Annotated in this window: 11 protein-coding genes; 5 read left to right on the plus strand and 6 right to left on the minus strand. The window is 50.0% G+C overall.

The features are described 5' to 3' along the window. From L0156_07175 to L0156_07200, 6 genes are all read right to left on the minus strand, one after another. Nucleotides 1–794 (minus strand): hypothetical protein (locus tag L0156_07175; GenBank protein MCI0602780.1); only part of this gene is annotated, 794 nt, incomplete at its 3' end. Next, nucleotides 781–2,475 (minus strand): hypothetical protein, encoded by a 1,695-nt coding sequence (locus L0156_07180; GenBank protein MCI0602781.1) that lies wholly within the window; start codon nucleotides 2,473–2,475, stop codon nucleotides 781–783. The genes L0156_07180 and L0156_07175, both read right to left, overlap by 14 nt. Next, the gene (locus L0156_07185; GenBank protein ID MCI0602782.1) at nucleotides 2,472–9,551 is read right to left on the minus strand and encodes a hypothetical protein; all 7,080 of its coding nucleotides are present in this window, start codon (nucleotides 9,549–9,551) and stop codon (nucleotides 2,472–2,474) included. Before L0156_07185 ends, L0156_07180 begins: the two co-directional genes overlap by 4 nt. Continuing rightward, nucleotides 9,548–11,905 (minus strand): VIT and VWA domain-containing protein, encoded by a 2,358-nt coding sequence (locus L0156_07190; GenBank protein ID MCI0602783.1) that lies wholly within the window; start codon nucleotides 11,903–11,905, stop codon nucleotides 9,548–9,550. Before L0156_07190 ends, L0156_07185 begins: the two co-directional genes overlap by 4 nt. Continuing rightward, nucleotides 11,871–13,808, minus strand: coding sequence for a hypothetical protein (locus L0156_07195; protein ID MCI0602784.1), 1,938 nt, complete (start codon nucleotides 13,806–13,808; stop codon nucleotides 11,871–11,873). Before L0156_07195 ends, L0156_07190 begins: the two co-directional genes overlap by 35 nt. Nucleotides 13,809–13,886: 78 nt before the next feature. Next, nucleotides 13,887–16,136, minus strand: a complete 2,250-nt coding sequence (locus L0156_07200) for a M28 family peptidase (protein MCI0602785.1) — start codon at nucleotides 16,134–16,136, stop codon at nucleotides 13,887–13,889. A gap of 83 nt (nucleotides 16,137–16,219) precedes the next feature. Here L0156_07200 and L0156_07205 point away from each other — a divergent pair, with 83 nt between their 5' ends. The 5 genes from L0156_07205 to L0156_07225 form a co-directional block, all read left to right on the plus strand. Then, nucleotides 16,220–16,984 (plus strand): ABC transporter ATP-binding protein, encoded by a 765-nt coding sequence (locus L0156_07205; GenBank protein ID MCI0602786.1) that lies wholly within the window; start codon nucleotides 16,220–16,222, stop codon nucleotides 16,982–16,984. After that, nucleotides 16,981–18,042, plus strand: coding sequence for an ABC transporter permease (locus tag L0156_07210; protein ID MCI0602787.1), 1,062 nt, complete (start codon nucleotides 16,981–16,983; stop codon nucleotides 18,040–18,042). The genes L0156_07205 and L0156_07210 overlap by 4 nt, the downstream gene beginning before the upstream one ends. Nucleotides 18,043–18,215: 173 nt before the next feature. Further along, nucleotides 18,216–19,595, plus strand: a complete 1,380-nt coding sequence (locus L0156_07215) for an outer membrane protein transport protein (protein MCI0602788.1) — start codon at nucleotides 18,216–18,218, stop codon at nucleotides 19,593–19,595. A 27-nt stretch (nucleotides 19,596–19,622) separates the two neighbouring features. Further along, on the plus strand, nucleotides 19,623–20,798 hold the full coding sequence (locus L0156_07220; GenBank protein MCI0602789.1) for a hypothetical protein: 1,176 nt from the start codon (nucleotides 19,623–19,625) through the stop codon (nucleotides 20,796–20,798). Nucleotides 20,799–20,809: 11 nt separating this feature from the next. After that, on the plus strand, nucleotides 20,810–22,434 hold a 1,625-nt coding region (locus L0156_07225), incomplete at its 3' end, for a protein kinase (protein ID MCI0602790.1).

The following is a 22,434-nucleotide window of genomic DNA, read 5'->3' on the forward strand; positions in this document are numbered from 1 at the left end:
AGTCCGATCCACCAGCCCTGTGTTTCGTGCCAGTTCACTTTTCCATCGCGCCACAACAGGGAAGTGCCGGTCTTTCCCAGAATGGTCTGACCACTGATCCGTTTTGCTTCCAGCGATGTTCCTTTTTCAGAGCTCAGCTGCAGTCCGTGATGGATGAGTTTTCTGATGGGTTCCTCCAGCACAACATGTCTGGCGGGATGTCCGGGCGCTTCGAAAAGGTAGCCACCGTTAAACAAGGCGCAGTAGGCGCGCAACATCAGAGTTGGTGATACGGTCCAATCCAAAGTTTTACCGGTCATGATTCCCTGTGGATCGAGCGACGATTCACTTTCGGCGAGATCAAACTTTTGCAGAGTCTTTCGAAAAACCTGAGGTGAAATCTTCTGCGCAAGTTGCCGGAAATAGACGTTGCAGGAGAAGGCGAGCCCTTCGACGATGCCTGCTTTTCCATGTCCGTTGCGGTCCCAACAACCTTTCGGATCGGAGGAGAGAGTTGCGGGGCAATGGTATTCAGGGAATTGATTTCCGTGCTCTTCGTAATATGCAATCGCTGTAAAAACTTTTATGAGTGATCCCGGCGGAGAGGGTTTTTCGATTAAATGTGTGTGGGCTGTGCCAAGAATTTGTCCGGTACGCACCGAGAGGATGAGAGCGGACGAGTTTTGGTCGCCGAGTTTTTTGTCGAGCAGGCTCTGAAAGGAAGCGGCAAATGAGTTTTGTGCTAAGGAAAAGAAGAGCGCGAATAGGAGAATGCACAGGCGGGACGCCTGCGCTACTTTGTTAATCGAGTTCATAGCGGACAACCTCGTGATTGGAGTTATGCGTGACGGATGACGCTATAACCGGATCGAGCGCGCGAAGGAGGCTCGCGATGTTTCCTGAAAAGAATAAAGGCACATCCTTCTGATACGATCCGTGATCCAGACGTTCCATCATTCGCGTATATTTCCATCGTCCCTCTTTCCAGTTCACTTCGCTGTAATTCGCGGCGGGAGGTGTCGAAGCCTGTGGCAGGTTTGCTGTGATCTGCCGGAAATCAGATTCCTCGTTGGAAATCACGATCCAGGGATCCTGAAATCGAACGTAAATCGGATGAAATGATTCGAGCACGAAACTTCCATTCGACTCATCATGCCAGCGCCCGCCCTGATCTTGAGTCGATTGCAACAGCAGAAAATGTTTTAGAGTTTCATCCAGGAAAGCTTGTCGATTGAGCGTAGCGGGATTCCTGAACTGCAGAATCAATGTTTGCGGAAATCGCACGAACAATGCCTGATGGTCCCAGAGTGGATACGCCAAACGGATCTGCGCCGCAGGTTGCGCGGCAGATATCAGTTTCGTTAGCTCAACTTCTTGATCCGCGTTCAGAAGCGTTTCCGATTTTACTTGGAGAACCGGTTCATCGATTTGTTCGAGCAAAATGTTTCGCGTTTCTGCCTGCGTTGCGCGTTCCGATGCTCCGGAAAATGCCGGTGGATAAGAAAGTGTTTTGTCTTTCTCAGGCAAACGATTGATCATCTTAAATATCCGGCGCGCGGAATCAGCTGAATCGACCGGTGAATTGAAGTACAAAACTTCATGACGGAATTGCTGGAAGGATTTTAGATACTCCGCCGGCGAGACGCCCGCGCTACTTTGTACGCCCGCGCTACTTTGCAAAAAATGTCTGTATTCTGTAATAGTGTTTGGCTCAATTTTCAGATCGATGCGTGTTGCCTGGATGGAGTCGAAGTCGCGGACGTTGCGGTGAATCCAGTACTTTTGAAAATAGCGATTCTTCTGCAAGGCTTCCTGATCCAGGAAGAGCGATACATCGCTTTCTTCCTGTTTCTGACAGAGCTTCCACTTGGCGGACTGTTCGAGTGTTTGAGAGGGGCTGCGTAAGTTTGCCAGTGTTCGGATCAGGAGACTTTCTTCTGTTGCCACGACGAGAAACGGATCTGCATAAGCAAACGCAAGAGCTCCATCATTCGGCTCTACATAGTAGGTCTGGTTCTCGCTTTGCTTTTCCTGGAAGCGGGATTTCGCCATCCAGATCTCCGCCGCTTGCGCTTCAGCAAAGGGGAGTCGCGTTGCCGCAATCGCTTTCAACTCGCCGATGTCGTAAAGACCGAGAGCCGACTGCGTTCCTGCTGCCTGGACCAAGTTCTCCAGCGTAAAACTGTATTTGCCCGCCGTTCCCCATTTTGTAATCCGGTCCCGCAGCTTCAGGTAAAGTCTCGAGCTATGGAACTGTTGATAGTTTTCAGACTTCTGCCAATTGGCTTTGATATCCGAATCTCTCCACCACTTCAGCAAACCGTCCAGATCTTTCGCCTCAACGTAAACAAGCGTGCCTTCCGGAAAGAAACTCGAAGGAGGCTGTAAAGACCGATCTGCGATCTGCGCCAGAGTGAAGGAGCCAAGCATCAGAAATAATACTACAAGTATAGTAGCCCGTGGATGGAGTTTGAGGAACTTGTATCCGTTTCTCATTGATTCCTCCCGATGTTCAGCCCGATCCGGTAATTTTGCTCATCGGCTTCCTTCTGCGCCGCCAATGTTTGCTGCAAAGTGAGAAGCTGATCAGTCAAGCGATCCTGTTCTTCTGTGGAGCGGGTGTGCGATCGTGCCATCTGGCGGAAGAAGATTTCGCCGGATATGTCTCCTTGCTTATGAGAGCAGTCGGCCATTTGAAGCGCAATCGTTCTTGTTTCTTCGTCTGACAGGCCGAAACGCTCGACAGGAAAGCTCGAATAGTCATCGTAGTAGTACTCATTCCCTCGCCCAAAATACATTTCACCGGACGAATAGGTTCCGCTTCGTTCCTGGTTCGGATCTAGAGTTGCGAGCGCCTGCAAACATTTGTTTTCGCGGACATAAGCCTGAAAAAGTTTCCGCTGCAACGATTCCTCTTGCGGGCGGAGAAACAGCTCGGCGCGGATCAGGGCCGAAGGTGGATCAGGATTCATTTCCAGCAACACACCGCGGAGGTTGCGTGAGTAGGGCTGTGGTTCTGTTTGTTGTCCGCGCACAGCCCTTTCGATCGCTTTCATTTCCAGAGGACCAAAGAGACCGGAAGCGGACTTTCCATATACTTTTGCTGCAAGCGTACGGTCTTCAGCCGGCGCGGAAGTGGACACAATAACTTTTTGCGCGAGTTTTGCAGCTTCCGGTTCCCGGTTGAGCTGCAGAAAATCTTCGGCCAAGCGGGATTGATTTACTTCGTCTCGCGGGTTTCTCTTCAAGAGTTCTTCGCGCAGGGACAGAGCGTTCTCCCACTGTTGATGCTTTTCCCATAATTCTGCCGCGGCGTGAAATCCTTTGAGATTTTCACCGTTCAAATAAATCATTTTGCGCAGTAATTCCTTTGCTTCCTCAGTTTGATTTTTTTGCAGTTTCACTTCTGCAAGTCCGATGTAATTCCCATCGTCCGTTCGTCCAATGGAAAGCAGCCAGGAATACATCTCTTCCTTTAAAGCCGTTTCTAAACTTGTTTCCTTGAGCGTTTCCAACGCTTTTTTGTAACGCTCCTCCAGTCCGTAAGGGTCTTCGAACGAATCAGCAGTTCTCAGAAAATCATTCAAGAACTTGCGTGCCTTATCCTCTTTTCCCGCGAGAGTCAAGGCATGGACACTGAGAATGAGAATTGCTTCTTTCGTTTGCGAGTCTTCGGTTGCTTCGAATTTCTCCTGCACTTCCGCAAGCACTTTTGCGGCTCGCTCTGAATCGCCGGAATCCATCAACGTCTTTGCGTATCGTTGATTCCATCGCCAGAACTCGTTTCGCAAAGTTGTTTGCTCTTGTCCAACTGCGCTGATGAGTCGTGACTCAAGATATTCGTTCACTGCCGCATAAATACGAAGATTTACAGCGGGACTAAGGTTGTATGAGCGCAAAGCCTGTCCGAATTGCGCGGGGGCCGGGGCGAGAGTCATCCATTTCGAAATAAGCTGATTCCTGTATTCCGGTTCCGCGTTCTGAAGATAGAGCTGTATCAGCGGCAGAACGCCCACCGCCCCTGTTTTTCGAATGTTTGTGTCGATGAACTCTTCGACCTCATTCCGAACCCGATCCAGGAACCCGAACTCGGCAGCTGCTTTCAGGTAAAAGTGCCAGGCGCGGGAATCGTTGCGATGTTTTTCGGCGGCCACGATTCCTTTCCAAACTGCGATCGCTTCTTCCTTTTTCCCAATCTCGATCAGAGCGCGTGCGCGATGATCCAGGTACTGCAGGTTGTCCGGATCCAGCTGGAGCGCAAGCGTGAAATGTTTGAGCGCCTGTTCGCTTTGCTTTTCCTGGAAATAGAAGGCGCCCAGTTGATCTTGTCTGAGCGATGCGGTGGAGGCGCCTTCCAGATCCGAAGGTAGGTAGTAGATCGCTTGTTCCCTGCGACCGGTCCAGAGCAGGTACTCTCCATAAGCTCTACCGTAATAGAACCAGTCGTCTCCTTCTATGGTCTTAGCAGGATCGCGATCTGTGTTCAAAACCTCGCCGATGGTTTGCAGGGCGAGCGCATTGGAAAAACTCTTGTCGAAGCGATCAGACGCTTCGCGCGTCTGCCAGCCGATCATCGCGAGCTGGATAGATTTCCAGGAAGGATCCTTTTTATACCGCCTGTACAAGAATTCAATCGCAAGGATTGAGAGCGGTTTGTCCTTTTTCCTCAGGAAATAATTTACAGAAATCAGGTTTGCTGCAGCTGCTGCTTGTTTGAGCTCGTCCGTGAGGTCCTTTGCGTAAAGCAAATCAAGATAGCGCTCAACGCTTTCCGGCTGCAGGTCCTCCGAAATGCCATAGCCATAGTATCTGCGCAGAACGGAGAGTTCTTGATCCGTCTCCTCCGCCAGCCGATACAGTCTGGCGATCTCGACCAGTTCTCTGTGATGCTTGGGAGCCCGGTACTTCTCGAATTCTGCTTCCATCCATGCCGCGCAGCGTCCGTATTCGTGTCGTTGCTTATAAAAGGAGACGACCTGGCTGTGCCACTGGCTGTATTGATTCCACTGATTTGCACGGTCCGTGGAGGGGAGAGTTCTGTGATATTCCGCTAAAGCCAGGAGCAATCGTTCTTCCGCGGGAGCCATCTGGGCCGATCGAACGAGTGGTAAGAGTTCCTGAACCATATGATCCTGGTTCGCCATATTCTGAGCAATCTGCTGGAGGATCATTCTGTGGAGACTCTGCCAATCTTCTTCCGTGTAATACTGGCGGAGCAACGCAGCGTAACGGTTGCCGAATAAATCGCGCACCATGTATTGCGCTGAACGCAATTGTTCAGTTGCAAAAGTTGCTCGCTTCAAGTCTACCGCGATCCTGTTTGATGTCAGTCGCAAAACAGAAAATGCTTCGATCCGTTTACCGGAACGGATCAGCGCTTCCAGGTAGGAGTGCAATCCCTCTGCATTGAACTCAACGCTTGTATCTTTGAAGTATTGGTCCTGACCCGCTTTGCCGTAGGAAACGGCGCTCTGAAGAAATCCCCAATCAAGGGCCTGCCTTGCAAGCGCAAAATTCCGATTCATTTCGGATTTCTCGTTCAAGAAATCTTCATAAAGCTCCAGCGCTTTCTTTTCATGACCGAGGCGCGCGTGGAGCTCCGCCATCGGTTCCAGCCATCGTTTGTTTTTGTAGGACAGCTCATACGCCTTTTCATACCCGGCGATCGCTTCTTCGTATTTTCCGAGTCGTTGAAATGCTTCTGCAACCTGCTGATAAAAATCGACTCGTTCCGGACGGATGCTGATCGCCGTTTGAAACTGTTCGATCGCCGGCTGAAAATCTCCGGTGAATAGATGCAGCCGTCCCAGCACCATGGGCCAACGATGATCTTTTGGTGATGCGGCAGCCGTTTTGGCATAGTAATCAAACAATCGCGGGTTGAGACCGTATCTTGCTGCGAAATCCGCGGCCTCCTTCAGTCCTTCTTCCGATTCCGCATCTCGATTGATGATCTCAATGTATTGATCGAGCGCTGCTGTGAAATTCTTCAGGATCACATTCGCGTGAATGATTCCGCGTCGCAATTCGGCAATCCGTTGTTTTTTCTCATCATCGGTCAACTTCGACTCACGCACCTTCTGCAGACCTTCCTTATAATGAGGGGTCAGGGACGCGTAATCCTTTTGTTCGGCGAGGATTTCCGCAACGAGCCGGAAATATTGGGCATTCAGCGGCTCCGCGCTCAAAAGCTCACGCGCGTGAATCAGAGCGGGAGCGAAATCCTTTCTCTCGCGATACTTGTTTGTAACTTCCAGCAAATATTTCTTTCGCCAGATGGGGTTTGCCGCTGCCAGAACATCTTTATAAATGGCAAAAGACTCACCATACTGTTCTGTGCGCCAGTAGAAGGACAACAGTTCCTGGATGAAGCCCGCGCTTCTTGGCTGCTGCTTGTAAAGGCGAACGTACACCTCTTCTGCCTTTTCCTGGTTTTTGCTTGCTTCATAGAAGCGCGCAAGCTCCAGAGCTCTGTTCCAGCGGTCCAGATCTGTTGCCGCATCGGCGATCTGGCGGTTGAGTATCTTCTCATAAAGATCGTTGAATCCTAGATCGCGGGCCGTCTGTTTAAGATTTTCTGCAATGTTTCCGAAAGGCTCCTTATTCAATGATGCCAAAGCGGTGCCAATATGATGCCGAACCAATGCCATTTCGTGCCATTTTGTGTAAAAATGAACCGTTCCGGTCCAAAACGGTTCATTTTGGTACTCTTTCTTCAGTTGTTCTTCAATGTGCTTTCTGATGCGTTCCGTATACTTTTTGCGCTGATACAACTCACCGAGCCGGTCCCACGCCAATCCGGATTGATAGGGAAGACTCCTTGCATATTCTGCGATGGCCTTCTCGTAATTCCGTTTCGATTCGTAAATCGCTCCTGCTTCATAGGCGAACAAATAGTCATACTTTTTGAGCTTTCGAATTTTCGCAATGGTCTCAAGCGCGTGGTCAAACAGGTAGTAATCCCAGTAAATTGTTGCGACTTCCACGTAGCGATCGGGATTGTACGGATCGATTTTCAGGATTTCATTCCAGTAATTTATGGCTTGATCGTAGTGTTCGATATCGGCCATGGTTTCGCCGGCGGTGGTCCAGAGTGTGGAATCGGAAGGGGAGATGCTGGCGAGGTGCGCTCGAATCTTTGCCGCGTTCGAGTAATTTTCGACATCCTGTGTGCCGAGCGATCGTTTCAAATCGGCGAGACGCAAATTGATTTCCGGATCGGCCGGGTACTTTTTGGCCAGTTCCTCATAATGACTGGTTGCGTCTTCAAAATGGGACTTCCAGGCGGCAACGTCTCCCGTGAAGCGCGTATAGATCGCATTGCCGGTCGGTAGTGTTTCCGGTAAACGTTTGCTCGCAGAAAGATAACTGAGAAACTGGTTTCGAATTTCCTCATCCAGAAAATAATATTGTGTGGCAAGCGCTACCCACTCTTTCGTGCGATTAAATCTCTTGTAATAACTGATTAAGTTGTGAACAAAATTCACGTTCAGCGGAAATTTTTCATGCGCATATAGATTGAGCGCGATGAAAAGCTGATCGTGTGACCTCGCGGTTTGATCGAGGTATTTCTCAATCTCTGTTCCGCGAAAGATGTCCATGATTTGCTGCGATAACTTTTCATACTCATCTTGGCGCTCGTTCCGAAGGAACCATCGCGCGAGTTTTTCATACCAGCCTTTCCCTTGAAAGCGGCTGATGGCCTGTTCGTACAGTTTCTTTTCCTCTTCAAAGAGCTGATTTTGCGCGAGATATGAGGCGAAGTTCTCATACAGCGTTTCTTCGTCTGGATGCTGTGTAATTTCCTGCTGGTACAGACGAACAACTTGGAGATGTTCTTTTTGATTGGTGAGACTCGCGATGTAACGGTTGAGTAGGAGCTGATAATCAAATTGTTGCTTGAGTTGAGTTTGTTCCTGCCAGCCCTCCTCATCCTCTTCATGCTCATCCTCCGAGCTACTCTCCCAGGTGAGCAACGATCCGGACTTCTTTCGTTCTGCCGCGATCGGAAGCAGGAACTGGTATGTGCGCCACTCTTTCTGATGATCTTTCAGCCGCGCATAAGCATCCGCTACCGCCACGCCCACTTCGAAAATTTCAGGCGCATTTCGAAACTGGCGAAAGAATTCTTCTCCGGCTTCCACCAGGAGTTTGTCCATTCCGTATTTTTCAAAAATCCGCAAGGAGTCCCGGTACATTCCGGCGAGATAGCGTGAATTTGGAAAATGCCTTCGGGTAAGTCGAACAAGGCGAAGCGCTTCTGCGCGATTGAAGTAGCCGCTGGCTTTGTCCTGTTGCATTTCCAATTCGCTTGCCGGATTTGTGCCATTTAAAATCAAAGAGAGGATACCGTTCAAAATTCCCGGATTTTGATCCATTGTTGCGATGTCTTTGTAATAGTCGAGATTGCCCGCGCCAAGCTGGACCGGGCGATCCTGGGCAGCAAGCAAGATTTCGAACAGACCACACAGCGCGAGATCAGCGGTCAGATCCCGTTCCGGTTTATGAATGAGTTGCTCATAGAGCGCATAGTAAAATCGCGATGCGTCGTTGTAGTTCAGCAATTTCTGATTCAGCGATGCCATCCAGTAAAGCTCCTTCGCGGACCATGAGCTCTTCTTGCTAGCGGCTTCCTCTTTCAACAGGCGGAAATCATTTAATGTGTTTTGTGCCTCGATCAGGTTACCGGCCAGATGATACGCATGAAAGAGACGCGCGACGGCATCGACATCCAGCGGATTGTTTTGCAAGCGGTCCTTCAATGATTCCAGATAGTCGCGTTTCCGTTCCGTTGCGATCAGATAGCCATCAAAAGCCCGGTAGAGATTCTGGTTCCAGAGCGGATGAAAGGAGCGGTTCATGAGATCGAACGCTTCCTCCGGGGTTAATAACGATGCCCTGGTTAATAGATAGGTATTGTTATCGTTCGGGAATTGCGCCTTAAACTTTTCCAGCGTTTCGACCGCCGCCTTTTTATCAGTGTTCTTTACATACTGAATGAACTCCAGATAAGGTTTTTGTTCCGCGGGATAAGATTGAATCGATTCAAGATAAAACGTTCGTACATCGACATTCAGCCCGTAGTTTCCAATATGCTGGATGATCTTCTTGAAGATTGCGTAACGACCTGATTTGGAGGACACATCTGTTTCGCGAACAGTCAATGCGGAAGCATGCTCCTGCAGCGTGCGAAGCTCATCCTCAAAACGCAGGCGATTGTGATAGAAAGACTCGAGCCGCGTGAAGGCTGCATCTTTATTCGCGCTCTTTTCGACGAACAATTTCATGTTTATTTCCGCTGCAGCGAAGTCGAGCAGCTTCTCATTGATCTCCGCGAGCGCCTGATATGGCTCCGGCTTTGAAGGCTCTTTCTGAATGGCTGCTTCCAGTTTTGCTTTTGCGTCCTGAAGAGTGTTCGGGACGTGAGCTTGCTGCTCCTGGAAGTCTTCGGTGTGGAACAGCGCAGGGATCAAGACATCCTTCTGATGCAGATCTCCAGGAACGAGCGCCCACGCGATGGAGGTGAATACAAAAACCAACGCGGGCGAAACGCCCGCTCTACTTTGTTTCATAACACCTCCACCTTTTTGGACCAGCGAGATTGGTTGTGCGCAAAATCTTCGCCGAAGATTTGCAGCTCATAGATTCCTGGAGGCAAATCGGCAGGTACGTTGATATAACCCACCGATGCTTTTTCGTGTTGACTCCATTGGATTCGCACAGGTTGCAACGTGTTCAGTCGCGCGTAAAGGTAGCGCGTATCCTGATCCGCCTGCACAATGATTTTGATGAGCCGTCCTGCTCTGAACTTTCCTTCCCAGCGCGCGCGGAATAACGGCGGACGGCTATCCACAACGAAGGATTTCGTTTCCTGATACTGATTCCCTTGCTGGTCCCGAAGAACAATCCGGCAATGATACGTTCCATCTTTCATCGTTTTCGGAACGAGAAAGCGCGTTTGCCATACATCTTCCTGAGTTAAATATTGAAGCTCCTTGATCAAACCGAAAGGGAAGATTGCGGTGACAGAAACGATGTCCGGGTCCGTTTTGATTCGTAGAAGCGGATCACCGGGACGAATCAAGCGAGGTCTGAGCAAAGATCTGGGCGCCGCAAGAAAGGAGGTGTACGGCGTAACGAATTTGTATTTCTTCGCAAGGGCGATGATTTCATCGATCGAAGCGGGGTCTTCTCCTTCCAATTCCATTTTGCGAAGCAGGAAATCGACTCGACGTCTTGCCCAACCGCGTGGAATAAAATCATGCTCTGTTGCTTCCTCTGGAAAATCCACCGTCTTTTCCAGCGAAACATGTTTTCCCGCTGAGTCTCCTTTCACAGTGAGTGAAATATTTTTTGAAGCGCTTCTATATCTACCGAACCAATCAATCGCGGAGCCGTTGTAAGCCTTTGTTGGCTCGGCCGGGTAAACCTGTTCGATTAGCTTCGGCTGTGATGCTTGCAGGACAAGATTGGAAACTGGGTACTGCCCGATTTTTGCAAAGAACGCTTCCAGCTTGAAGGAGAGGTCTTCGTTCTCAGTTGCCCAATCAAAGTGCCCGTTGCTGCGATCTGCCAATTCGGCAAGTAGATTTCGATTTGTATCGGAACCGATTCCAAACGAGAAAGCGCGGAAGCCCGGGTTGCCGGTCTTAAAAGACTCAACCAGCTTCCTGCTTTGCAATTCGGTGAGAGTTGGATTTCCATCCGTGATCGTCACCAGATAACGTTCACGGTTTTTTAGTTGCGCGGAATGCTTGAAGGCTTCTTGAAATGCTTTTTGGAAATCGGTTCCACCCATCAAGTACTGTGATTTGAAAAAGGTGAGCGCAAGATCAATATTCGAAGGGATCGCAGGCGAAGGCGTAGTGGCAAATGACTTCACCTCCTGATGAAAGAGCAACAACATAAACTCATCCTGATTCGTCAAATGGCGCAGAAAATATTCCAGCGCTTCGTAAGTTCGTTCTAGTTTTTCCCATCGCATGGAAGAAGAGGTATCGACAAGAATCAGCACAGATTTCGGTTCCCTTTCTTGTTTCGGCTGTTTTTCATTCAGCCCAGCAGATAGCCAGAAGTAGCCGTTCTCTTTTTTGTCGGAAGCGGGCGTTTGAAATGCAGTGACCGGCTGAGCGCCGCCGCGCAAATTTCTTTCTGAACCACGAAAGGGCAGGAAGTAGAGAGCGCTTTCGGCGGAATCGAGTTTGTATTGAAAAGCGAAGTCTTCCGTGAGCGTAATGTTGGTCGCCTGAAAACTTCCGGAGATGCGTTGCTGAGATTGAATCTGGTACTGAACCGGATACGCTGCGGACACCAGCTGGAAATCTGCGAGTGGGGCGTCGCTCAGAATTTCAAGGCTCAAAGTGAGCTTTCCCACTATTTGCGCGCGGTAGAGGTCAGGTTTTAAAGGCAATGAGAAAAACGATTTCATGCCTTCGATCGGAAGCCGTTGCGTGTATTCCATTTCGAGACGTTTGGTTCCATAGCCGGGGATTGGAACAATCCTTGCGGAAAAAATGTTCGCCATTTTCGGACCTTCTTCCGCGCCCTCTTCCTGCTGCAGCAGCCCGGGGTCGATTTCCTGCATTCGAAGCTGATCGTAAATTTCGGAAGCGCGTTTCCGTTCCAGAATGACCCCGGGAATCCGGATGACGCCATCCCACACAGCAAAATCGGAGATGGCTGCATCCCCGGGAATCGCAAACACATACTTTCCTTCTTGCACGAGGGGCGTATGATTTCCAAAGATTTGCTGAATTCGAATGCGCGCGTACTGATGATCCACGCGAATCTGAATGTGAGCCTCATCCAGAGTGAGAATATTAGCGTCGGGTTCCTCATTTTCAGCCGGAAGGAGCACACCGATATCCGCCTGACAGAGGATCGGGACCAGGCTAAATAAGATCAGGTATCGTATTAAGCTTGTCATACTTCATTTGTAGTAGCCCGCCATCCGTTCCCACGTAAAGAAGATTTTCATCGGCGGCAAAGGCGGTAACGTTCAGGCTCGGCAACTCCCGGGAAACATTCTTCCAGGAGCGATTTTTGGTGTCGTACACGTAAAAGCCGCGGTCGAGAGTCCCGCAGAATAAATACCGTCCATCGTAAAAGAGAGCGTTCGGGTTCATTTCCAGGTCTTCCGGGAGAGCAGGGAAGTCGCGCCATTCTCCTGATTGCGTTCGCAGCTGGATGCCGCTTCCGTACGTTCCCACGAAAAGTTGTTTTTCGATGCTGATCATGGCGTTGACCCAGTTTCGCTTCAATCCGGAATCCATCTGAGTCCAGCTTTCGGTGATCCTCATTTTGGAAATGCGGGAAATTCCGCCCAACGTGCCAAGGTAAATCTGATCGCCGTCCGCTGCCATCGTGTAGATGTGATTGTTCACAAGTCCATGGAAGGCATAGATCGATTTCATGGAATCTCCTTCCTTGAGCGTGAATCCTTGAGTCGTTGCGATTGCCACGGCTTTGCCTTCAGGATCCAGGGGCATTGTTTGCATGACGCGGTCGCTGAGGAGTCCATCTGACGTGCGATAGACCTTGCGCGAGCGATCCGGTTCGAAGATCACGAGTCCGTTCGCCGTAGAAACGTATACTCTTCCTTTCCAATCTTCAGAAAGGTGATTGATGCAGAAGAGATTTTCATCACTCCAGTGGGTGATCGAGTCTCTGCCGGCAGAAACGATGTCGAGTCCACGATCGAAATATCCCACCCAGAGTTCGCCATTCCTTCTGCGCAACAGTGTGGACACATTGGCATCCTTCAAAAGAGTCGAAGGAGTGTTCCACGTTTTCCATTGAACGTGCGCCGCGGAGGTTTGCAGGTAAGAGATTTCCAGACCGGAGAACGCAAGAATTTCGGAATCGAGTTTTTTCACGAAGGAGGGAGCGCGCCGCGGTAGCGCTGACGTCCGCGCTACGTTTGCGGCGCTGCGTTGCGTGTTGAAGGGAAGCACACCGCGATCGCGGGTGGCGACCCAGAGGAGAGGATGTTCGATGACGAAAGATGTTGCGAACAAATTCTTTGCGAGCGTTCGGAGTTTTTTTCCTTCCAGAATCTGAACTCCTGCTGCTGTGGAAACATAGCAAGCGTCTCCCTTCGATTGCACCTGCGTGATCAGGAAGTCTTGAAGCCCCTTCTCTTTTGTGTAGTGCTCCAACACTCCTGCTTCGTAAACATGAAGACCATTCTGAAAAGTTCCAATGCAAAGACGCTGATTTTTACCTGAGAGACTCGTGATTCTCTCTTTCTGCAACTCCGGTAAAAACCTTTGAAAGTTTTGCCCGTCAAACGCAAGGATTCCGGCACTGGTTCCAGCAAGCAAGACTCCTTGTTCCGTAACATGCAAAACGTGAACCGATCTTTCTTCGGCTTTTGCCGGTAAAAACTGAGACCACCGATTGTTCGAAAAACAGAGGAATCCGGCATCAGCCGTTCCGATCCACAGAGATTCATTCAGGATTGCGAAAGCGGTCAGATCGTGGGAAGGGAGTCCTTCCAGCGTTGTCCATTGTTCGAGACGGCGTCCTGTCCGGTCGAATATTACTAATCCATTGGAAGTAGCCGCAAAAACCTTTTCCTGAAATTTAACAACATCCCTGATCGCATAAGGAGCGCTCAACAGGCTCGCCTGCAGATTGGGAGCCAGGCTGAAATCCTGAATTCGAATCCCGACTGTTTGATTTTCGGCGGCTTGTCGTTTTGCTTGAGCTAAAGCGTTTTTCGCTTTGTGGATTTGCCGGAAGGAAGCGCCGGCAATGATTGCTGCCAACACGAGAACGGCGGCGATAAAGGCAGCGAGCCTCCTCTTCCTCAACACGCTTCTTAACATGTCCCCTCATTGTGCAATGGTTGTGCCACTTAGCTCGCAGGCGGGACGCCCGCGCTACGTGTGTCAAGCAGGACACATTCAGTCTACTAAATCCTCAGCCTTTTCAATTTCCTGTGTGAAGTTTTCGAGAGTTTTCGAAACCACCTGAATCTGGTCTTCTGCGACTTTCCATTTCCTCTGTTCAATCGCTTCCCGAATCGCGGGTAATGCCTTCGCCGCGTAGCCCGTATAGATGCCGGGAGCGTAGATCTGATGAGTGAACCACGGGCGTCCCGGCAGCCCTTCTTTTTTAGTCAACGCGCGCTCGGTCAGCATCAGGATCGAGTTCAATTTCTGAATCTCCTCACTGGAAAGTTTTCCCTTTTTCACAGCATCGTTATAGGACTTCTCATATTCCTTTGCCTTCTTTTCCAATCTGGTTGCGGCATTTTGCAGGGGAGCAAAATTCAAATGCGGCACCGGTTCCTGCATTTCGGGCGTCACATACTTCTTCGTTGGATCGAAGTACGCTTCGAAAATCTTCTCCTGGATCATTGTGTTCTTGATTTCAGTTTCTTCACGCATCTGGTCAGCTAGTTCCTGAACCTCTTTCACGTAACCGCGAATATTGTCGGCAAGACCGGTAAACTCAAAGGGAAGGATTTCGGCATTCGCCAGTCTTAGAACACATCGTCCACCCGTTTTGGCAAGCGTGACACCATAAGCAAAATCCGTATCCATGAACCGCACGTAATGATCGAACGAATCATAAATGGAATGGTATTGCCCGTATTCTTCTTCACCGCCGAACCCGATATTCAGAGATGCGATCCCGGCATACTGTAGGAAAGGCGTGTAATCGGAACCTGATCCGGCGGCCGGAAGACGGAGGTCCTCACGCTCTTTCGCTTCCTTTTTCGCTTTGGGGTCACCTTCCACAAAGAAATAAGACCGGAGCCGTTGTTGCACGCTGATTTTTTTCTGTGGATCTTCCACATCGCGAACGACCTGGTTCAGAAATTTTTCCAGCGTTTGTGAGCCTTGGGCATCAAAGAAGCCGCGAGAGTTGCTATCCGTGTTGATGTAAGCCACGGCTTTGAGTTGAAGCTCTTCGCGATGCGTTTCGACCCATTCAGTGGAACCCAGGAGACCCTGCTCTTCCGCATCCCAGCCCGCGAAAACGATTGTGCGTTTCGGCTTCCATCCGGTTTTTGCAAGCTCTGCCATCGCGCGCGCTTCTTCCATCAATGCAACCATCCCGCTGATCGGATCCGTCGCCCCGTTGACCCACGCATCGTGATGATTTCCCCGCAGGATCCACTGGTCGGGATAAACGCTCCCTTTCATTCGCGAGATGACATTGTAGATGGGGACGATGTCCCAATTGAACTCCAGCTTAAGATGAACTTTTGCAGGACCCGGACCGATGTGGTACGGAATAGGCAAGTTTCCACGCCAGGCTTCCGGAGCCGCCGGGCCCCCTAACGCGCGAAGCAGAGGCAATGCGTCTTTGTACGAAATTGGAAGCACCGGCACTTTGGTGATCGAGTTCGAGTCTTCGCGGCGGATCCGTTTTGCATTTTCCGTTGCCCCTACAAATGGCGTGAGCGGATCCCCATCATGTTCGGTAAAATCCATGACTGAGCCTCTTTGCACGCTGTTCTCATTTCGCCAGCCACCTTTTGGATAGACATCCCCGTAGTAGTAGCCGTCATTTCTGGGATCGGAGTAAATGATGCATCCGATTGCGCCGTTCTCAGCCGCAACCTTTGGTTTGACACCGCGCCAGGATGCGCCATAGCGCGCGATCACAATCTTTCCTTTTACATCGATGCCGCGGAGTTTGAGATCCTCATAGTCTTTGGGAACACCGTAATTCACATAAACAAGCTCGCCGGTTACATCTCCATCCCTCGAGTACGCGTTGTAAGTGGGGAGCTGTTCCTCCTTTTGACCGGAGGTTGCATCATCTTTTATCTCCGGTTCAGTCAACTCTGCCTTATATGTTTCCGGCTCAATCATTTCAAGAATGCGCGTTTTTGGCGTTGGAAACAACACGCGGAATTGCTCAATTTGCGTGTCGTAGCCCCAGGACCGAAACAGTCCGGCCATGAATTCAGCATTCTCTTTGTCGTAAGGCGATCCCGTATGATGAGGACGCGCGCTGAGCTTTTTCATCCATTCGCGTAGATTTTCAGCTTTCAGGTGGCTGTCAAATTTACTCTCTAGCTGCTTCTGTTCAGCCGCTTGTTTTTCGGTAAAGCCAAGAAGCGGTTTGTCCTCGGAAACTGCGGAAACAAAAAATGGAAATAGGAAAATGAATATGACAAGAATCCATGAACGACGCATCCAGTCCCTCCTTAATTTCGGTTTTCATTGTAACCGCCAAGGCGCCAAGACGCCAAGTCTCCTTTGTGTTAAATTGAACGCTTATGTCTGAAATCATTTTGGAAGTAAAGCACGTTACGAAGAGGTATGGAACACTGGTTGCTGCGAATGACGTGAGCTTTCAAGTTTACCGGCAGGAGATTTTTGGAATTCTTGGCCCGAACGGAGCAGGAAAAACCACTACACTGGAAATGATTGAGACGTTACGTCCGATGGATTCCGGCGATGTCTTTCTCAACGGCCTGGACATCCGGAAGGATCCTCAGCAGGTGAAGCGAAGCATTGGAGTGCAGCTTCAGAGTTCTTCATTCTTTGATAAGTTATCGTTGTCTGAGCTGCTGATTCTGTTTGGTGAAATCTATGGGAGGCGAGTGAAACCGCTGCAGCTGCTTCAGGAAGTCGAATTGCAAGACAAAATCGAAGCGCGGGTAAATCAGTTGTCGGGTGGGCAGAAACAACGCTTCTCCATCGCTGCGGCGCTGGTGAATGATCCGGTGGTTCTATTTTTAGATGAGCCAACCACCGGGTTGGATCCGCAGGCCAGGCGCCATCTCTGGCAGGTCATCCGTAAGATTCGCGAGGAAGGCAAGACAGTGGTTTTGACGACTCATTACATGGAAGAAGCGGAAGAGTTGTGTGATCGCGTTGCGATCATGGACTACGGCAAGATTATTGCGATGGCTCCGCCTCAAGAGTTGATTTCCCGGCTCCTGGAATCAGGATTCACGAAACCGCGCGCAGAAAGATTGGCCACGCTGGAAGATGTTTTTCTGCAGCTCACGGGACACACTTTGCGGGAGGAACAGTGAGGTTGAAGTGGGTGTTGATCGCGGCTGCGCTGAAAATGTTCTTTCGCGAAAAAGAAGCTGTGTTCTGGACGCTGTTCCTTCCACTATTCATGATCGTCTTATTTGGGTTTGTAAAATTTGACCGGCTTGGCACGATTCAACTCGGCATCGTCGATCAGTCCGGCGGCAAAATCAATTCGATCTTATCCTCACTTTCCGCAATAAAAACAATTCAAGTGCATCATGGAAATCAGGATGCGGAATGGAAAGCTCTGCAAAAAGGTGAACGCGATGTGGTTCTTCTGATTCCTCCCGGTTATCAAGACGGACAGAAGCTCATCGCATATACAAATGACGCTAAGCCTCAGGAAACGCAGCTGGGAGCATTGATTTTGCAGCGGATATTCGATGAGGTCGCTCTGCAGCGCGCAGGGAATTCGCAACGAATCCAGGTGGTCACGCAGCCGGTCAAGAGCCGGAAATTGACGTATATGGATTTTCTATTGCCCGGCATACTCGCGATGTCGATCATGCAGATGGGAGTATTCAGCGTTGCTTTTGTATTTGTCGATTTGAAGAAACGCGGAATTCTGCGCCGGTTAAGGGTTACCCCTTTAAATACAAATGATTTCATTCTTGCCCATGTGGTTACTCGGCTGATTGTGTTGCTTTTACAGGTGACGTTGTTGATTGCATCCGGAGTGATCTTCTTTCATTTGAATTTCATTGGAAGTCTGTGGAATTTATTTGTGGTAGGAGTGCTCGGGTCGATCGTATTTCTTGCGATCGGGTTCTGTATTGCGGGTGTCTCCAAATCAGAGGACCAGGTAGCCCCGCTTGCGAATGTCATCACGCTGCCGATGATGCTGCTCTCGGGCGTTTTTTTCAGCAGGGCGAACTTGCCGGGGTTTGCCCACGTGATCACGAGTGTTTTCCCGCTTACTTATCTCGCTGATGGACTGAGAAGCATTGCGATCGATGGCGCAGGTTTGCGGGAAGTTTTGCATCCGATGGCCGGACTTGGAGTATGGTGCGTCGTTTTTTGTTTCCTTGCGGTGAAACTCTTCCGGTGGGAATGATACGGTGCGCGGGCATCTTGCCCGCATTACAGGCCGCGGACTTCCAGTCCGCAGGCAGGATGCCTGCGACCCGTAATGCGGGCTGGAAGCCCGCGCTCCTTACTGTTCATTGTGAAGCACTTACATCCATGCTAGAATTTTCGTGAAACGGTCTATATAAGAGGAGGTACACGATGACAATATCTCGGTGGTTAACAGTCTTACTTGTTTCACTCGTTTTTACAGTTCCGTCATTTGCTGTCACGGATGAAGAAATTTTTCGTGCTTTCAGCTTGAACCTTACCACTCCAGGCGCCCGCGCGATCGGAATGGGCGGCGCTTTCATCGGACGCGCAGATGATGCGACCGCGGCCGAGACGAATCCAGCCGGACTGACGATACTTGCCCGACCGGAAATCTCTCTTGAATATCGTCATCGCGATAGCCGCAGGTTCGAGACACGCATTACCAACATGCCTATTACCAATCTCGACTCGACTCCAACTCCTCCGAACATAGGGACCAACTTCGGTCTCGCGGATTTCAGGGCGACCGATGAGCTGGATCAAGTGAATGCTCTCGGATTCGCGAGCTACGTCCATCCTTTTGAGAACTGGACTCTGGGCATTTCGCGTCACGAACTGATCAACGCTGAAGCCACTGTCTTTGGTGAGGTTAGCGCCAGCCCATTCCATTTCCTCGAACCAAATAGTTTCAGCGGCGCAGCGGAAATTTCAGACGTTAACTACGGCTTTACAGGTGCGACCAAAATAGGAGATCACGTCTCGCTGGGAGGCACTCTGAAAATCAGCGACTTCAGCATTCGCTCGAATATCGGCGCTCGTCAAAAAGCCCAGCCTGGATTCGGCGATCATTTTACATCTATTTACGATACCTCCGACGTTAAAGTCGGGATCAACCTCGGCGTTCTTGTAGCTCCGGTTTCCTGGGTGTCGATCGGAGCAGTTTACAAATATGATCCACAGTTCAACTTAAGGACCATCGTTACCAACGTTGATAGCGCTGATGGACCGCAGCAAGTTGTAACAAACGTTGGCTTTGACGTCCCGGACCAGCTGGGAACCGGCGTCTCGGTAACAGCCGCCGATTTTACGGTTAATTTTGATGTGATTCGTGTTTTTTATTCGCAACTGGAAGACGTTCAAGCCGGGTTTTCGCTATTCACCCATTTGCTTCCTTTTCCGAAGGAACAGGTTGTTTTCAGAATCGACGACGGAACAGATATTCATGTGGGTGCAGAATATTTGATTCGAGCCGAATCGAGTGTTCTCGCTTTTCGTGGCGGATTTTACAGGCAATCCCGTAACCTCTTCTACTTTGTTACTGCGCCTGCCGCCGGCGATTTTCTGGTTCCCATTTTTGATACCGAAGCTCATGATCCGTTGAACCATATTACTATCGGGGGTGGGGTGACATTTGGCCGTGTTCAGTTTGATGCTGCAGCCGATTTCGCATTAGAAGATGAGATTCGCGAAACCGGTCTTCTTACTGATAGGACGGAAGTTTCCCGTAGAGGTTTCGAACTCGTACTTTCATCGGTTGTGAGGTTTTAAGGGAGTTAGGGAGATAAATCAGGGATAATGGAGAGTAAGAATGAAGGTTCTCGCCTAAATCTTCTGATCTCTCCACTTATACTGATCGCCACGTTTTTGATCACAGTTCCCGCTTTCGGCCTTGAGTGGCACAAAGCTTACGAAAGAGGGCGTGACAAAATCAAGAGTGGAGATTGCGCGCAAGGCCAACCTCTCATGCTTGAAGCTTTACGGGGAAATCCCAAAGCTGATCCGCGCACTCCCACGTACGGCACGATGGTGATTGAGTATTTCCCTCAATACTATCTTGCATATTGCGCTCTGGAAGCAGGCCGAATCCCGGAAGCTCAGAGGTATTTGAAGGAAGCAGAAGGGAGTCGTATTACTTCATCCAAGCTTGCAAAAGAATTTGATTCACTCAAGGCAAGACTTACAAAGGCGGTTCAGCAGCAACAGCCACCGCCGGACAAACCGGTGGAAAAACCGGTCGTTGAAGAGAAACCGCCACAAAAGCCTCCTGTCATCGAAACCAAACCGGAACCGCCTATTGAGGATGCGAAAAAGGACAATCAGGTTGCGATCCAGTCTGCTTTGCGCGAAGCGAATAGGGCCCTGCTGGAAGGACACTACGATGATGCACGCGCGGCAGCGAATCGCGCACTGCGCCTCGATTCGAGCAACCGCGAGGCGCGAAGCATATTGGGCCAGATTACCGCGCGGCAGGCGGAGGAACAACTCGCAAAAGAGAAACAACAGAAATTTAAAGATGTGGAAGAGGCAATCAGAAGGAAGGATTTTGATACGGCAGAGAATCTCGCCCTCGCTTTGAAAGAACAGTATCCATCCGAATCGCGCGTGGGAAGTCTCCTTCAGCAGATTGAGAGTGAGCGGAATGCGCTGGTTCAGGATCAAAAAGACCAGGAATTGCAAAAAGAGTTTCAAAAGAATGCGGAGCGGGAAGTGCTGACCGCTTATTACCGTGGGGAGTATGATCATGTAATTCAGCTTGCAAATCAAAATCTTTCCAGGGCCAGGCAAAGTTGGAGGCTGCATTTCTTTCTTGGTTGTTCATACGCGGCTCTTTCCATGTTGGAAGAGAAGGGCACGGAGGATCGTTTAAGGCTGGCGCGTGAATCCTTCCGGCGAGCAAGATCGTTATCCAGCGCCCGTTCGCTTCCTCCTCATATTTCTCCGAAGATATTGGAAATATACAGATCCTCCTGAAATGAGGCCGAATGAAATGCCCCAACTGTTCCACCGACCTAAAGCCTAAGACCCGCTTTTGCCCTTCCTGTGGAACAAATGTTGAATCGTTCACCGCTGAAAATCTGATTCCGGATTTCGATCCGAAAATTGCTGCTCTGGAGAAGGCTCTTGGCAACAAGTATAAGATCTTGCGCAGAGTCGGTTCCGGTGGTTTTGCGGACGTGTATCTCGGTGAACATACGCAGCTTGGCCGTCAAGTGGCGATCAAAATCCTCCGGGTTGCTGAAGATGAGGAAATGATTGAGCGTTTTCGAAGAGAAGCGCGCGCAGCTGCAAAGCTTTCGCATCCCAACATCATCGATATTTACGATGTTGGCGATAACCAGGACATTTACTACTTCGTGATGAAGTACATTCCCGGGGATACGATGTCTCAGAAAATGCGGCGCGAAAAAAAAATCTCACCGGGGACCGCAATCGAGATTACAAAACAACTGGTTGACGCATTGGCATACGCACACGATCGCGGTGTTGTTCATCGCGACATCAAACCTGCCAACGTATTGCTCGATGAGTTTGGCAAACCTGTCTTGATGGACTTTGGCATCGCCCGCATGGCTTTTGTGGGTCAGCTCACACGAACCGGCACATTGATGGGAACCCCGCATTATTTGCCACCGGAGCAACCTCTCGGCAAAACGGTTGATGGGCGAAGTGATATCTACAGTCTGGGAATCATGTTTTATGAGATGCTTGCCGGTCGCGTGCCGTTTCATGATGACGCTGCGATCGCTCTCATCTACAAACACATTAACGAGCCACCGCCTCCTCTGAAAGATCTTGCGCCTGAACTCGCCACCGAGCTCACACAGGTCGTTCACAAAATGATAGAGAAGTCGCCGGAGAATCGTCATCAATCGGCGCATGAGCTGTACGATTCGCTCGAATCCCTTTCTACCATCTATCCAACGCGCAGCACACCATCGCGCCGGAGCACGCCGGGGATCGCGAAGGACACGGAAAAGTTGATTATGCTGGCTGAGGAGAGTCAGCAGCAATACAGATACGCTCAGGCTCTGGAACTGTATGGCGCGGTCTTACAACGACGGCCGGATCATAAAGATGCCGCACAAAAACGGGAAACCCTGATTGGATTGTTTCTGGAAAGCATAACGACTGACATTACGCAAAAAGAATTTCAGAAAGCTCGAAATTCGTTGATGGAGTTGCAGAAAATCGTTCCCCGTGACGCCCGGGCGTCGCAATTACTGGCTCAACTGGAAAGTGAAGAGCAAAAATTCAATAAAGAAAAAGAATTTCGATCTCATTTTGAAGCTGCTCAAACCGCTTTAAAGCATGATAATGCCAGCGGCGCTGTGGAGCACCTTACAAAAGCATTGACCATTGAACCGGGAAGCGACGAAGCGAAAACCTTACTTCGGGATGCAAGGGCTGCTTATGAACAAAACCGCCGGAAGGCGGAATATGCAAACGCTTTTGCCGAGGCCGAATATCACTATAAACAGAGGTCCTTCGATGAAGCCCTTACTGCGGTGCAGCGCGCTTTGAAGCTGGATCAGAATACACAGGCTATCTTGCTGGAAGAACGGGTTCAGGCGGCACTAAAAGAGCGTGCTTACCGTGAATCTGAAGA

Source organism: bacterium, from assembly GCA_022616075.1.
In the GTDB taxonomy this organism is placed as follows: domain Bacteria; phylum Acidobacteriota; class HRBIN11; order JAKEFK01; family JAKEFK01; genus JAKEFK01.